16 protein-coding genes are annotated in these 14,481 nt (G+C 71.1%); 13 read left to right on the top strand and 3 right to left on the bottom strand.

The window, feature by feature from the left end; translation table 11 throughout:
- Window positions 1-112: 112 nt before the first annotated feature.
- On the bottom strand, window positions 113-1,033 hold the full coding sequence (locus tag U9R90_RS30395) for a DUF3027 domain-containing protein (RefSeq protein ID WP_411060060.1): 921 nt from the start codon (window positions 1,031-1,033) through the stop codon (window positions 113-115).
- A gap of 375 nt (window positions 1,034-1,408) precedes the next feature.
- On the opposite strand from U9R90_RS30395, the gene U9R90_RS30390 reads away from it, so the two are divergent.
- Genes U9R90_RS30390 through U9R90_RS30375 form a run of 4 tightly spaced genes read left to right on the top strand, consistent with a single transcriptional unit; the run spans window position 1,409 to window position 4,929 of the window.
- Window positions 1,409-2,797 (top strand): MFS transporter, encoded by a 1,389-nt coding sequence (locus U9R90_RS30390; protein ID WP_411060058.1) that lies wholly within the window; start codon window positions 1,409-1,411, stop codon window positions 2,795-2,797.
- 30 nt (window positions 2,798-2,827) lie between these two features.
- Window positions 2,828-3,319: a hypothetical protein gene (locus tag U9R90_RS30385; RefSeq protein WP_411060057.1), complete on the top strand. Its 492-nt coding sequence runs from the start codon at window positions 2,828-2,830 to the stop codon at window positions 3,317-3,319.
- A 45-nt stretch (window positions 3,320-3,364) separates the two neighbouring features.
- Window positions 3,365-4,093 carry a futalosine hydrolase gene (locus U9R90_RS30380; RefSeq protein WP_411060055.1) on the top strand — a complete coding sequence of 243 codons (729 nt, stop codon included), beginning with the start codon at window positions 3,365-3,367 and terminating at the stop codon, window positions 4,091-4,093.
- Complete coding sequence (locus tag U9R90_RS30375) at window positions 4,090-4,929, top strand: 1,4-dihydroxy-6-naphthoate synthase (RefSeq protein ID WP_411060053.1); 840 nt, start codon at window positions 4,090-4,092, stop codon at window positions 4,927-4,929. Before U9R90_RS30380 ends, U9R90_RS30375 begins: the two co-directional genes overlap by 4 nt.
- A 1-nt stretch (window position 4,930) precedes the next feature.
- On the opposite strand, the gene U9R90_RS30370 is transcribed toward U9R90_RS30375, so the two are convergent.
- Window positions 4,931-5,314 carry a cold-shock protein gene (locus tag U9R90_RS30370; protein WP_411060052.1) on the bottom strand — a complete coding sequence of 128 codons (384 nt, stop codon included), beginning with the start codon at window positions 5,312-5,314 and terminating at the stop codon, window positions 4,931-4,933.
- A gap of 181 nt (window positions 5,315-5,495) precedes the next feature.
- Here U9R90_RS30370 and U9R90_RS30365 point away from each other — a divergent pair, with 181 nt between their 5' ends.
- On the top strand, window positions 5,496-5,732 hold the full coding sequence (locus U9R90_RS30365) for a hypothetical protein (protein ID WP_411060050.1): 237 nt from the start codon (window positions 5,496-5,498) through the stop codon (window positions 5,730-5,732).
- A 51-nt stretch (window positions 5,733-5,783) separates the two neighbouring features.
- Here the strand turns inward: U9R90_RS30365 and U9R90_RS30360 are convergent, their stop codons facing one another.
- Window positions 5,784-6,431, bottom strand: a complete 648-nt coding sequence (locus U9R90_RS30360) for an HAD family hydrolase (RefSeq protein WP_411060049.1) — start codon at window positions 6,429-6,431, stop codon at window positions 5,784-5,786.
- 79 nt (window positions 6,432-6,510) lie between these two features.
- Between U9R90_RS30360 and U9R90_RS30355 the strand changes: the two genes are divergently transcribed.
- The 8 genes from U9R90_RS30355 (at window position 6,511) to U9R90_RS30320 (ending at window position 14,399) form a co-directional block, all read left to right on the top strand.
- Window positions 6,511-7,575 (top strand): FecCD family ABC transporter permease, encoded by a 1,065-nt coding sequence (locus U9R90_RS30355; protein WP_411060047.1) that lies wholly within the window; start codon window positions 6,511-6,513, stop codon window positions 7,573-7,575.
- Complete coding sequence (locus U9R90_RS30350; RefSeq protein WP_411060045.1) at window positions 7,572-8,669, top strand: FecCD family ABC transporter permease; 1,098 nt, start codon at window positions 7,572-7,574, stop codon at window positions 8,667-8,669. The genes U9R90_RS30355 and U9R90_RS30350 overlap by 4 nt, the downstream gene beginning before the upstream one ends.
- A 2-nt stretch (window positions 8,670-8,671) precedes the next feature.
- Window positions 8,672-9,499: an ABC transporter ATP-binding protein gene (locus U9R90_RS30345; RefSeq protein ID WP_411060043.1), complete on the top strand. Its 828-nt coding sequence runs from the start codon at window positions 8,672-8,674 to the stop codon at window positions 9,497-9,499.
- Window positions 9,500-9,679: 180 nt separating this feature from the next.
- Window positions 9,680-10,057 (top strand): hypothetical protein, encoded by a 378-nt coding sequence (locus U9R90_RS30340; RefSeq protein ID WP_411060041.1) that lies wholly within the window; start codon window positions 9,680-9,682, stop codon window positions 10,055-10,057.
- Between the two features lie 123 nt (window positions 10,058-10,180).
- Window positions 10,181-11,083: a hypothetical protein gene (locus U9R90_RS30335; RefSeq protein ID WP_411060039.1), complete on the top strand. Its 903-nt coding sequence runs from the start codon at window positions 10,181-10,183 to the stop codon at window positions 11,081-11,083.
- Window positions 11,080-12,468: a peptidoglycan-binding domain-containing protein gene (locus U9R90_RS30330; protein WP_411060037.1), complete on the top strand. Its 1,389-nt coding sequence runs from the start codon at window positions 11,080-11,082 to the stop codon at window positions 12,466-12,468. The genes U9R90_RS30335 and U9R90_RS30330 overlap by 4 nt, the downstream gene beginning before the upstream one ends.
- Window positions 12,461-13,141 (top strand): ABC transporter ATP-binding protein, encoded by a 681-nt coding sequence (locus U9R90_RS30325; protein ID WP_411060035.1) that lies wholly within the window; start codon window positions 12,461-12,463, stop codon window positions 13,139-13,141. Before U9R90_RS30330 ends, U9R90_RS30325 begins: the two co-directional genes overlap by 8 nt.
- Window positions 13,125-14,399, top strand: coding sequence for an ABC transporter permease (locus U9R90_RS30320; protein ID WP_411060033.1), 1,275 nt, complete (start codon window positions 13,125-13,127; stop codon window positions 14,397-14,399). Before U9R90_RS30325 ends, U9R90_RS30320 begins: the two co-directional genes overlap by 17 nt.
- Window positions 14,400-14,481: the final 82 nt, after the last annotated feature.

The raw sequence follows: 14,481 nt of genomic DNA, 5'->3' as shown, positions 1-14,481 counted from the left end.
ACAAACAGAGCGCACCCCGCACCACGGCCCGGCGCGGAGCACGCACCCCGACGCGCGGCCCCGCCCCACAACGAAACAGCGCGCAACCGGCCCACCTCGCCGCGGCGCCGCCCTACGAGTGGCCCAAGTCCTCCGCAGGCCCCTCCGGCTCCACCGACCCCGAGTCGGCCGGTGGCCGCAGCGGCATCAGGTCGACCTGCATCGAGTCGAAGACATGCGGCGCCGGCCGCGGCGGCTTAGGCATGACCGCCGCCTCGGAGTGCCCCCCACACCCGTACGCCAGCGACACAACCCGCCCATCCGCCGGACTGAACTCATTGCCGCAGATCCCGAAGGCCTGCCGCAGCGACCCCGCGATCGGCACCAGGAAGCCACAGGACACACAGCTCGCGGGCGCGGCCTGCGCCATCGGAGTCTTCGCGCCGAAGCTCTCCTCCCACCGATCGGCCGCGACATGCAGCCCGTACCGCGAAAGGATCCGCGCCCGCCGCATCCCGAGTTCCTCGGCCACGGCGGAGATCGACCCGCGAACAGGAGCGATCGGCAGCTCAGCAGGCGCCCCACCGGCCAGCTCAGCGTCCTCCGCCTCGACCAGCTCGGCCATCTCCTCCGACACGGCGGAGTTGGGCGGCGGCACGTCCTCACCGGTGAACCCAGGCTCCAGACGCAGATCCTCCGCGTCCGTGGGCAGCAGATCACCCGGCCCCATGTCACCAGGCCGCAGCCGCTCACTCCACGGCACCCACTCAGGGGCAAGCAACGCATCCGGCCCCGGCAGCAGCACCGTTTCATCAAGGGTGACGACCTTGGCACGGGACGCGCGGGCCACGGTCACGGCCCAGCGCCACCCCCGGTACCCCAACTCCTTGCACTCAAATAGATGAGTGACGACCCGATCGCCCTCCCACACGGCGTCGACATGTTCCCCGACGACCCCAGGCGCGGCAGCCTCCTCGGCCGCGGCCCTGGCGAGGTCGACCGCCTCGGCGCACAGGCGGTCGGGGGTGCGGCTTCGCGTTGTCGCTGCGCTCACAGGTATCGCTTCTCTCCTACGCCGTCACGAGTGCGCCTTCACCTGGCACGGGGCACGGACGGAGCGGACCGATGGGCCGCGTCGACGTCCGCGCCCGGTCACTCTCGGGCGCGCCTACGCCATCCATTCTGCGGGATCGCGAAGAGGCGCGCGGCCAAGAACAACCGCCGCGGGCGCGCTACGCACGCTACCTCTTCCGCGGGCCAAGGCCCACATCAAGGTCCCGAGAACCGGGTAAGCGCGTCGGTACCGCGCTTACCCGGGGGATAACCCCCGGCCCCCCAGCCGGACAGCCGGACAGCCGGACAGCCACAAAAGCGACGACCGGGCGTCTGGACGACTCCGGTGTGGCAGGTGTTGGGGCACTATGTCGGGGTGACCACCGCAAGGTCGTCGGAGAACGCGGGCCCGGTACGCAGGGCAGCCCGCGCCGTCGGCCGCGCCCTGCACCTGCCGTTCACCGGGACCGCGAAGGGCATCAGAAAGGCCACTCACGCGCACGGCGCGGGCGAGTCGGGCCTGGGCAAACTGATCGAGCTGCACGCGGTGAACGGCGCCGGCGACGTGATGGTCACCGTGGCCCTCGCCTCCACCGTGTTCTTCTCCGTACCGACCGACGAGGCACGCGGCCGAGTCGCCCTCTACCTGGCGATCACCATGGCCCCGTTCACTCTGCTGGCCCCCGTGATCGGCCCGCTTCTGGACCGTATTCCGCACGGCCGCCGCGCAGCGATGGCGGGCTCGATGATGGCCAGGGCGCTGCTCGCCCTCATGCTCTCGGGCGCGGTCGCGACAGGCAGTATCGAGCTGTACCCGGCGGCACTCGGCGTGCTCGTGTCGTCGAAGGCGTACGGCGTGGTCCGCAGCGCGATCGTCCCGCGCCTGCTGCCGCCACGCTTCTCGCTCGTCAAGGCGAACTCGCGAGTGACGCTCGGCGGCCTGCTCGCCACCGGCATCGCGGCGCCCATCGCCGCGGGGCTGCATCAGATCGGCCCCGCATGGCCGCTCTACGGCGCCTTCGCGCTCTTCGTCACGGGCATGGTCCTTTCCTTCACACTGCCGCACAAGGTCGACTCGGCGAGGGGCGAGCGCCGCGCGCTGCTCGCGGCGGACGCGGAGCACGTACACGTACACCTGCCGGGCACCCCGAAGGAGTCGCCGCGCAAGATCGGCCTGCGTACGGTCGGCCCGTCGGTGACGCATGGCCTGGTCGCCAACGCCACGCTCCGCTGCCTCTCCGGCTTCCTGATCTTCTTCCTGGCGTTCCTGCTGCGCGAGGAGCCGCTCGCGGGCCAGAGCGCCGCGGTGTCCCTCGGCATCGTGGGCGTCGCGGCGGGCGTCGGGAACGCGATCGGTACGGCGGTCGGCTCGGCGCTGAGGGCGCGCGCGCCGGAGCTGATCATCGTGACGGTGGTCGCGTTCGTGCTGGCCGTGGCGGTCGCCGCGACGCTCCTGTACGGCACGGTGGTGATCGCCTGCCTCGGGGCGGCCGCGGGCTTCGCCCAGGCACTGGCGAAGCTCTCGCTGGACGCGGTGATCCAGCGGGACGTCCCCGAACTGGTCCGCACCTCCGCCTTCGCGCGCTCCGAGACGATCCTGCAGATGTCCTGGGTGATCGGCGGCGCCATCGGAATCGCCCTGCCGCTCAACGGCGGCCTCGGCCTGGCGGTCGGCGCCGGTATCGTCGGCCTCGGCTGGCTGACGACCGTACGCGGGCTGTTGGCCGCCGCCAGACGGGGCACGCCGCACCCCCGCGTGGCATGACGTCCGCCGGCTCCCGATAGCCTTCGCGTCATGACCTTCCTGCTCGCGGCCAAGGGCCGCCGCACCGTTGCCGCCCTCGGTGCCGTGTCCGCCGGACTCCTCGTTCTCTCGGCCTGCGAAAAGCCGACCCCCATGACGACGATGACGTTCGGCGACGACACGGTGAGCGCCGAGGCCACCTGCTACGACGAGGGCAAGGGCTTCAGCCGGGAAAAGGCCGTGGAGTGCGCCCTGAAGAAGTCCAAGAAGTCCGTCAAGGTGTCGCAGGGCGAGACGATGCGCATCGGTGTGGACCCGGAGGTCTCCGACAGTGGCTGGACCGTGTGGGTCAACGGCCAGCAGGTCATCAGCCCCAACCCGTTCAAGAAGACCTTCCGCAGCTTCCCGGGCATCGACGTGTTCGCGCCGCAGCAGGACGGCAAGGTGGAGGACAAGCTCTACATCAGCGTCGTGCAGCAGAACGAGGCCGGCACCAAGTTCAAGGGTGTCTGGAACTTCAAGCTCGTCAACGACGACGCCTGATCCAGACGCCTGATCCAGACACCTGATCCAGCGGAGGCACGGCCGATGCGGGTACTGATGGTGACCGCGGTCGCCGCGGAGGCGGACGCCGTCACCGCCGGCCTGCCGGATTCCCCCCGCGTCGACGTGCTGGCCGCGGGCGTCGGGCCCGCGGCCGCCGCGGCCGGTGCGGCGGGGGCGCTGGCCACCGCCGCGCTCGCGGGCGACCCGTACGACCTGGTGGTGTCGGCCGGGATCGGCGGGGGCTTCCAGCCCGACGCGCCGGTCGGGTCCGTGGTCGTCGCCGACGCGATCGTCGCGGCCGACCTGGGCGCCGAGAGTGCCGACGGGTTCCTGCCGGTGACCGAGCTCGGCTTCGGGACCGTGGAGCACCGGCCGCCCGCCGCGCTCGTACGGGACGCGGCCGCGGCCACCGGGGCCCGCACCGGCACCGTACTCACCGTCTCCACGGTGACCGGCACCGCCGAGCGGGCCGCGCGGCTCAAGGCCCGGCACCCGGGCGCCGTCGCCGAGGCGATGGAGGGCTTCGGGGTCGCCGAGGCGGCCGCGGCGCGGGGCTGCCCGGTGCTGGAGCTGCGCGCGGTCTCCAACCCGGTGGGCCCGCGCGACCGCGCGGCGTGGCGGATCGGCGAGGCGCTGGCGGCGCTGACGCAGGCATGCGGCAGGCTCGCCCCCGTACTGGAGAGCCACGCAAAGAACCACGTGGAGAACCACATGACGAGCCACGTGGAGAGCCACCCGGACCCCCACGCCCGGCCGAGGGAGACTCCATGACGCTACGCATCGCCTACTCGCCCTGCCCCAACGACACCTTCGTCTTCCACGCCTGGGCGCACGGCCTGGTCCCCGGCGCCCCCGAGATCGACGTCACCTTCGCCGACATCGACATCACCAACGGCATGGCCGAGCGCGGCGAGCTGGACATCCTCAAGGTCTCCTACGCCGTACTCCCCTACGTACTGGACAAGTACGCCCTGCTCCCCTGCGGCGGCGCGCTGGGCCGAGGCTGCGGCCCCCTCGTCCTCACCCGCGAACCCGGCACCGACCTGACCGGCAAGACCGTGGCCGTACCGAGCGAGCGCTCGACCGCGTACCTGCTGTTCCGCCTCTGGGCCGCGGACACGCTGGACGCGGGGGTCGGCAACATCGTCGTGCTGCCGTTCAACGAGATCATGCCCGCCGTACGTGACGGCCGCGTGGACGCCGGTCTGGTCATCCACGAGGCGCGGTTCACGTACCAGGAGTACGGGCTGCACTGCCTGGCGGACATGGGCGCGCACTGGGAGCAGACGACCGGTCTGGCGATCCCGCTCGGCGCGATCATCGCCAAGCGCTCGCTGGGCGAGGCGACGCTGCGGGCCCTGGCCGACGCCGCGCGCACGTCCGTACGGATGGCCTGGGACGACCCCGAGGCGTCTCGCGGGTACGTACTCGAGCACGCTCAGGAGATGGACCCGCACGTCGCCGACCAGCACATCGGGCTCTATGTGAACGAGTTCACGGCCGACCTGGGCGAGTCCGGCTACGCGGCGGTACGGGGCCTGCTCACGCGCGCGGCGGCCGAGGGACTTCTGCCGCCCCTCGGCCGCGACGCTCTCAAGCTCCTGTGACTCAGACGTCCAACTGGTCCGCGACCGCCCGCAGCATCCCGGCGATCTGCGCGCCATGCGCCTTGTCGGGGTAGCGCCCGCGCTCCAGCTGCTGCGCGACGCCCTCCAGCAGGGTCGTCAGGTCCTGGACGATCGAGGCGAGCTCGTCCGGCTTGCGGCGCTGGGCGGCCGCCACTGAGGGCGCGGGGTCGAGGATCGTCACAGACAACGCCTGGTCACCGCGCTGACCTGCGACGACTCCAAACTCGACGCGCTGGCCAGGCTTGAGCGAGTCCACTCCCGCGGGCAGCACCGACGAGTGAACGAAGACGTCACCGCCGTCGTCGCGGGAGAGGAAGCCGAAGCCCTTCTCACTGTTGAACCACTTGACCTTGCCGGTAGGCACGTCTGTCCTCGTCCTCGTACTCGTCGGTCCGATGCCGGGCCACCCGGATCTCCGGACGGAAACGGCTCTGGATAGCACTACAGCGGGCCGACTGACCCGCCACCACCAAGACTATTGGTCCGTGAGCCGGTGACAAGACGTCCCCGTCCGGTTCCTGCCCGCAGGGAACTACCCTGGTCGGGTGAGCGACACACCTAATGGCGCGGGTGACCGGCTGGTCCGCATCGGCGCGATCGTCTTCTTCGTGGGAGCGCTGGCCACTCTGGTCACCGTGGCCCCGCTGTTCCTGGGCACGGAGCCGTTCCCACCCGTCGCGTATGCCGTGTGCATGCTGATGGGCGTGGGGTTCGCCATCGCGGGTGCGGGGGTGCTGCGGTCGATCGCGGCGCAGCGCCGCGCGGCCCGCGAAGCGCTGTAGCGCCGTAAAGGCAGATCGCCGTAGCGCCTAGCGCGGCCCTGGCCGGGGCGCTCAGCCTCGCCCGGCGCGGTGCCGCGCCAGCCACCCAGGGAACTCCGTCAGGTCGCTGAGCAGCACATCCGCGCCCTCGGCGCGCAGTTCGCCGGCGTCGCAGGGCCCGGTCGGCACGGCGACCGACAGCGCCCCGGCGGCCCGCGCACCGCGTATGTCCCCCAAGTGGTCGCCGACGTACACCGAGGCCCCGTACTCGCGCAGCGCCTCCGCCTTGGCCTCGGCCCAGAGCCAGCCGATCACCGCGTCGGGCTCGATCCCGAGGTGGGTGAGATGCAGCTTGGCGTTGGGCTCGTGCTTGGCGGTGACGACGATCGCGCGGCCGCCCTGCTCCTGGACGGCGGCGACGGCGGCACGGGCGCCGGGCATGACGAGAGTTGGCTCGATCGCATAGGTGGGGTACAGCTCGCGGTACCGCTCACACATGGCCTGAACCCGCTCCGCGGGGAACCACTGCGCCACTTCCTCTTCCAGCGGCGGCCCGAGCCGGGTGACCGCGAGATCAGCGTCGATCCACACCCCGGTCTCGGCGGAAAGCTCCTGATAGGCCGCCCTGATCCCGGGCCGTGAGTCGATCAGGGTCATATCCAGGTCAAAGCCGACAGTGAACGGGCGGGTGGAAGGGCCGGTGAGCTCATGCGATGCCATGGCGCCTATTCTGCCGACTCGAACCAGACCCCCGACCCGTACACTTAGCCAAGCCTAAGCTCACAGCGAAAAGGGTCAGATGGCCGTCGTATCACCCGAGTCCCCTGCGACTCCCGAGTCTCCCGTGTCCCCCGCGACCGCACGACGCTCGCTAGTGGTCCGACGCATCGCCTGGACGGTGGCCGCCATCGCGGCACTCGCCGTCGCGGTGCTGCTCTCACTCGCGGTAGGCGCCCGCCCGATCGCACCGTCGGTCGTCTTCGACGCCCTGCTGCACGGCGGAACCAGCGACGACGCCGAAGTCGTGCGCGAGCTTCGGGTACCCCGCACGCTGATCGGCCTGATGGTCGGGGCGGCCCTCGCGGTCACCGGCACCGCCCTGCAGGGCATCACCCGCAACCCGATCGCCGACCCCGGGATTCTCGGCATCAGCCAGGGCGCCTCGGTCGCGGTCGTCCTGGCGATCGCGTTCACCAGCGCCAGCACACTCGCCGACTACATCTGGTACGCGTTCGTCGGCGCGGCCGTCGCCTCGGTCGCGGTGTACGCCATCGCCTCCAGCGGGCGCGGCGGCGCGACCCCGGTGAAGCTCGCGCTGGGCGGCGCGGCGATCAACGCACTCCTGCTCTCCGTGATCATGGCCGTACTGACCACCAAGGCATCGGCCCTGGAGGAGTTCCGCTTCTGGCAGGTGGGCTCGATCGCGGGCCGGGACACCGAGATCGTCGGCCAGATCTGGCCCTTCCTCCTGATCGGAACGCTCTTGGTCGTCTCGGTGGCCCGCGGCCTGGACGCCCTCGCGCTCGGCGACGACGTGGCCAAGGGCCTCGGCCAGAACGTCGCGGTGGTACGGATCGTCGGCGGCCTGGGCGCGACGGTCCTCACCGGTACGGCCGTGGCGGCCGCGGGTCCGGTGGCCTTCATCGGCCTCGCGGTACCGCACATCACCCGCGCCATCGTGGGCAGCGACCACCGCTGGGTGCTGCCGATGGCGGCGCTGATCGGCCCGGTGATGCTGCTGGTCTCGGACTGCATAGGCCGGATCGTCTTCCCGCCCGGCGAAGTACCCGCGGGCGTCATGACAGCCCTGATCGGAGTCCCGTTCCTGGTGGCGCTGGTACGCCGGAAGGCGGTGCCGGCATGACCACGGACCTGCGCGACGAACCCACCACCGCACGCGAGCAACCGGCCACCGCAGGCCGAATACGTCCGGCCGGGTACGTGGTGGTCCGCGCCAACCGGGCCACGTTCCTCCTGCACAAGCGCGCGGCGATGGTCGCGACCACCCTCGCCGTGCTCCTGGCGGCCGTATGCGTGGCGTACCTCTCCACTGGGGAGACGTACGTATCGCCCGCCGAAGTACTCAAGGTCATCCTCGGCCGGCCGTCCTCCGAGGAACTGGTCGTCGGCACCCTCCGCCTGCCCCGTATGGTCGTGGGCCTCCTGGTCGGCGCCGCGTTCGGCGTCGCGGGCGCGCTGATCCAGACCGTCGCCCGCAACCCGCTGGCCAGCCCCGACATCATCGGCATCAGCCAGGGCGCCGGCGCCCTCACGGTCGCCGCGATCACCTTCGGTCTGACCTCGTACAGCACCCTGCCGTACGTATCCGTAACCGGCGGCGTCCTGGCCGCCGCCCTCGTCTACGTCTTCGCCTGGCGCGGCGGACTGCACGCCACCCGCTTCGTCCTCATCGGCATCGGCTTCGCGCTCGCGCTGCGTGCCCTCACCACACTCTTCATGACCAAGGGCGACTACCTCGTCGCCCAGCAGGCCATGATCTGGATGACCGGCTCGCTCAACGGCCTCGGCTGGGACCAGGCCGCCCCCATCGGCTGGGTGCTGCTCGCCCTGACGCCCGCGATCGCCTGGGCCGCCCGCGCGCAGCGCACGGTGACCATGGACGACGACACGGCGACCGCGCTCGGGGTGCGCCTGAACCGGGTACGCCTGGGCCTGGTCGCGCTCGGCGTCATCCTCGCCTCGGTGGCGACCGGCACCGCGGGCCCCGTGGAGTTCGTAGCGCTGCTCGCCCCGCAGATCACCCGGCGCCTGACCCGTACCGCCCAGATCCCGCTGCTCTCCAGCGCCCTCATGGGCGCCTTGATCGTCGTACTGGCCGACCTGCTGGCCCGGCGCCTGCTCTCCCCCATCGAACTCCCGGTCGGCGTCCTCACCGCGGCCGTCGGCGCCCCGTACCTGATCTGGTTGATCGTCCGCAGCCGTACCGGAGGAAAGTAGTCGTGACCCGGCTCAGCACCCAAGGCCTCACCCTCGCCTACGAGGACCGCACGGTCGTCCACGAGCTCGACCTGGCCGTCCCCGACGGCGAGGTCACGGTCATCGTCGGCCCGAACGCCTGCGGCAAGTCGACGACGCTCCGCGCACTGGGCCGCCTTCTGAAGCCGAAGACCGGCGCGGTCATCCTGGACGGCACCGAGCTGACGAAACTCCCCACCAAGCGCATCGCCCAGCAGATCGGCCTCCTCCCCCAGACTCCCGTGGCCCCCGAGGCGATCACGGTCGCGGACCTGGTCGCCCGCGGCCGCCAGCCGCACCAGCACTGGTGGCAGCAGTGGTCGGACGACGACGAGCGCGCGGTCACCGAGGCGATGGACCGCACGGACGTCGCCGAACTGGCGGACCGCTCGGTCGACGAGCTCTCCGGCGGCCAGCGCCAGCGCGTCTGGATCGCGATGGCCCTGGCCCAGGAAACGGAACTCCTCCTCCTCGACGAGCCGACCACCTACCTGGACATCTCCCACCAGGTGGAGGTCCTGGACCTGGTCCGCCAGCTCAACCACGACCGCGGCCGCACCATCGTGATCGTCCTCCACGACCTCAACCAGGCGGCCCGCTACGCCGACCACCTGGTCGCGATGAAGTCCGGCCGCATCGTGGCCTCCGGCCCACCCTCGGACGTCGTCACGGCCGACATGGTCCGCGATGTCTTCGGCCTCGACTGCGTGGTCGTCCCCGACCCGGTCACGGGGTCCCCTCTGGTGGTCCCGGGCGCGCCGTGGCACGCGACGGCCGCGGAGCCCGCCGACGCGGCCCTTCCCATGCCCTAGAGCTGCCGGTGGTCCAGCAGGCCCACAAAGCCCCGACCTGCAACGTTGCGTTTTGACGTGCCCACGATCATCAAATATGATCATGGAAGCCGCCGGGGGGGCGGGAAGGCCTGGCGGCTGCCTTCCTTCCTCCTGTCCTGGATTGCCCAGATCGCATCCTCAAGGAGAGGGAGAGCACTCATGCTCAACAAGAAGATCACTGCCTCGCTCGTCGGCCTGTCCGCCGTCGTCGGCCTCATGGCCGTGGCCCCGGCCGCGCACGCTGTCGACCGGAACTGCTACGACGGCAACTTCTGTGTCTACAAGGACCGGGACTTCAGTACCAGTAACTCGATGTACCGGACGAAGTACGAGTCGGCCCGCTGGGACATCGACATGCCCGCGGTGTACGAGAACGACAGCTCGTGGCGTAACCGCCGCGCCAAGGGCTCCCGGGTGTTCGGCGGTCGTTGGATGAGCTACGGAACCGAGATCTGCCTCATCGGCGGCGGCCAGGTCAACTACTACTGGGACGCCAACGACGACGGTGCGAGCCACCGCCTCAACGAGAGCTGCTGACCCGGTATCAACTGAAGTCCGCTGAGGTGGCTGCCCGCCAGGACCCGGGGGCAGCCACCTCAGCGTGGTGAGTACGGAGTGAATACACCTGTGAAACCCAAAGCCATCGCTCTGCTGGCTCCCGTGACGTTGGCCTTGGTTCTCAGTGGCTGTTCCACGGACCAGGAGGCGAGCCCCGACGAGCGCAAGTCCGCTCAGCGCGCCCAGGCCGCGCTCGACGCCTCTCGGGAGAGCAGGCAGCAGGCCCTGGACGCCGAACTGAAGCTGATCCGGCGCTGCATGGTCGGCAAGGGCTTCACCGTCTTCCCCGAGGAAGGCGGCGCGAGCGCCCCCGAACCCGAGCGCTCCTTCGGCTCGCCGACCATGGAGACCGCGAAGAAGATCGGCTACGGACTCGACCCGCGCCGCACCGAGAACGAAGAGGGCACGCAGACCAGTTCCGACGCCTTCGACCAGCTCCCCAGCAGCAAGAAGGCCGCCCACACACTGGCGATGTACGGGCCCGACGACGAACAGGTCACCTACGAGTTCGGCAAGGGAAAGGTGTCCATCGGAAAGTCGGGCTGCATGGCGGACGTCCGCAAGCAGCTCTACGGCGACCTCAAGACCTATCTGCGGCTGCACTGGACCGTCACCAACACGGTGAACTCCGATACCGGCAACGGCATAGCCAAGAACCCCGGCGTGAAGAAGGCGACCAAGAAGTGGTCAGCCTGCATGGCGGACGCCGGGCGGTCCGGCATCAAGTCGCCCGACGACGCGGCCAAGAAGGCGTCCACCGGCTACGACGGGCTCGCCCCCACGGACGAGCCGGCACTCGACAAGGCCCAGGACCGCGAGATCGCCATCGCCGTGGACGACGCGAAGTGCGCCCAGGACAGCCAGCTCAACCAGTCCCTGACCAAGGCCCGCGCCGAAGCCGCCGCCAAGGTCCTCGCCGAGCACGAGTCGGAGATCATCGCGTGGCGCGATCTGATGAGCAAGGCTTCGGGCAACGCACAGCGCCTGCTCCAGAAGACCTCGTGAGCGACCCGGTGACCGAGCGTTCCAAGCGGCTCCGCCTCTCCCGGCGCTCAGCCGCCGTCGCCATCTCGGCCCTGGTGCTGCTCGGCAGCTGCGCCTCCGTGTGGTGGATCGCCGCTCAGGCCCGCACCCCGGAGCAGCGCGCCGCCAACACCGCGCCGCCGCCCGCCTCGCAGACCACCGCCGAGGTGTCGAAGGAGCCGCTCGTGGAACGGCTCGACCTCACCGGCAGCGTCGCGGCGGCCAGCCGTAGCGCCATCACCGGCTCCGCGCCCTCAGGAGCCGCACGCGCTGTCGTCACGGCCCTGCCCGTGAAGGTCGGCGACAGCGTCACCGCGGGCTCCGCCGTGGCCGAGGTGTCCGGCCGTCCCATCCTCGTACTGCCGGGCCGGTTCCCCGCATACCGGGATCTGCGCATCGGAGACAAGGGACCGGACGTACGCCAGTTGCAGCAGGCGCTGCACACCCCCTACGGCGTGCCGGTCACGGGGACATACGGCCCGGCGACCGCCGCCGCGGTGAAGCGGCTGTACGAGGCCGCCCAGTACGACGCCCCCGTCGCCGAGAGGCCCGTGGAAACGGGATCATCCGACGGCGGTGCGCAGGGCGGGGATGCGGCCGCCGGGAACCAGAAGGGCGACGCGGACGCCGGGAACGGGGCGGAGACCGACGGAGGCACGGGTACGGCGGAAACCCCAGGCCCTGGAACGAGCTCCGCGGACACCACCCCGAACAACAAACCCCACACATCCGACCAGACCGTGGCCGGTGGACTGCTGCCCGCCGCCGAGGTCGCCTTCATCGGCTCGTTCCCCGTGACCGTCGTCGAAGTCGGCGGCCGCGTCGGCGGCGACGCCGAGCAGCCCCTGGTGGTCCTGGGCAACGGCGGACAGCACATCAGCGCCACGCTCACCGCTGACCAGCGCACTCAGCTGCGCGACCTGCCGGACGGAGCTCGCATCCTCTTCGGCGAAGGCCCGTACAAGGGACGCTCCGGTCGCCTGCACACCCTGCGAGCGGTGAAGGGTTCCGACGAGAACGCGAAAGGCGAGTCGGCGGGCGGCTCGAAGGACGACGAGTCGGCCCAGCAGGAAGCCCTGTTCAAACCGAAGGGCGGCCCCGCCACGGTGCCCAGCGGCACCAGCCAGCACGTCACGGTCGAGCTGCGCCGCAGCCCGGCGGACGCCTTCAAGCTCCCGGTATCCGCGGTCTGGACCGATGTCGGAGGCTCCTCCGTCGTCACGGTGGTACGCGGCAAGGAGCAGCACGAGGTGCCGGTCGAGGTGGTCTTCACCTTCGACGGGCTCGCCGCCGTACGCGCTACCGAGGACGGCCTGCGGTCCGGGGACAAGGTCCTGCTCAGCCGGATGGACGGTACCGATGGCTGACACCTCATCGGTCATCGAACTGTCCGGTGTGGGCAAGACCTTCCCCGGTCCGCCGCCGGTGCACGCGCTCGCCGACGTGACCCTCGCGATCCGTACCGGGGAACTCTCCGCCATCGTCGGCCCGTCCGGCTCCGGCAAGTCGACGCTGCTGAGCGTGCTGGGGCTGCTCGACACTCCCACAGGGGGCCGGTATCTCCTACGGGCCACCGACACCACCGCCCTCGCCGAGCGTGAACGCACCGCGCTACGCGCCGCGACGCTGGGTTTCGTCTTCCAGGCCTTCCACCTCGTGCCGCACCTGACGTGCGTACAGAACGTCGCGCTCGCCCTGGTCCACCTGGGCGTGCCACGCGCCCAGCGCAGGCCCCAGGCAGTCGAGGCCCTGGAATCGGTCGGCCTCGGGCACCGGCTCGACGCCAGGCCGGGCACCCTGTCGGGCGGCGAGAAGCAGCGCGTCGCCGTGGCGCGGGCGATCGTCCACCGGCCCGCGGTCGTGCTCTGCGACGAGCCGACCGGGAATCTGGACACGGCCAACTCCAGGCGCGTCATGGACCTGCTGCACGGGCTGGTGGGCGCCGACCGGGCGGTCGTGGTGGTCACGCACGATCTCGATGTGGCGGCACGCGCCGACCGCGTGTTCAAGGTGGTGGACGGCCGTGTCTCGCAGGCGTAGAGCTTCCCGTCCGCCGGGGGCGCGGACCGACCGGCGCCGTGCCCGCAAGCCCCAGCGTCCGCACACCCATCCGCTGGACCTGCTGGCCCAGGCGTTCCTCGCCCTCGCCGGCCGCCGGGTCCGTACGTTGCTCACCACGGTCGGCATCGCGGTCGGCCTGGCCGCGGCACTCGCCACGCTCGGGATCACCGCGAGCGCCGCCTCGGCGGTCTCGGACCAGTTCGACGCGCTCAAGGCCACCCAGGTCACGGTGAAGTACCCGGCAGACCCCGCCGGCGGCGTCCAGCCTCACCCAGAGCCGTCCGCGGCAGGCAAGGCACGTGAGTTGAACGGGGTACGCGCCGCGGGCCTGCTCAGCCGGGCAGCCGATCACCCACTGGTGTCCCGGCTGGCCACGGGGACGGAGAACGAGCTGCCCGAGGGCACCGTCACCGCCGCCCAGACCGAGGCCCTACGGGCGCTCTCGGCCACCTTGGACCGCGGCCGCTGGTTCGACGCGGGCCATGAGCGACGCCGCGACCGGGTGGCCCTCCTGGACACGGCCGCGGCGAACCGGCTCACCGTCGACGGCGCGACGCCCAACCCCACGGTGTACATCAACGGGACGGCGTTCACGATCATCGGGGTCTACCAGGCGCCCGCGGGCAACACCGACCTCACCAGCGCAGTCGTCCTGCCCTACTGGGCAGCACGGGCGGCACCCGCGAAGCTGGAGTTCGCACCAGCCGAAATGGTCATCCACACTGACCTCGGCGCCGCCGACCAGGTAGGCAGCGAAGCGCCACTCGCCCTGGCACCAGGCGCTCCGGAGAAGCTGGCGGCCCTCGTACCTCCGGACCCGCGCTCACTACGCCAGGGCGTCGAGTCACAGACTCGGGCGCTGTTCCTCGGCCTCGCGGCGGTCTCGCTCGGAGTGGGCGCGCTGGGCGTCAGCAACACCTCGTACGTCTCCGTACTGGAACGCCGCGCGGAGATCGGCCTACGGCGCGCGCTGGGCGCGTCCCGGCGAGCCGTGGCAGGCCAGTTCTGTGTGGAGAGCGGCCTTGTCGGGGCAGCCGGAGGGGCGTTGGGCACGGTGATCGGCATCCAGATCACGGCACTGACCTGCCTGGCGAAGGGCTGGGTCGTAGTACTGGACCCCTCTCTGACGGCGGCCGGACCGGCGATCGGCCTTGTCGTAGGCCTGCTGGCGGGCCTGTACCCAGCAGTCGCGGCAGCTCGGGTGCTGCCAGCGGAGACGCTGCGCGCCGGGGTGTGAGGGCGGGGCGACCCCACCCGCAGCCACGGAAGCGACCGGAGGCAATGGGCGCGGGGCGCAGCCCCCACCCACCCGCGGTCGC

Source organism: Streptomyces sp. E11-3, assembly GCF_046540415.1.
GTDB lineage: Bacteria > Actinomycetota > Actinomycetes > Streptomycetales > Streptomycetaceae > Streptomyces.
This window is presented reverse-complemented; position numbering and strand designations above follow the sequence as displayed.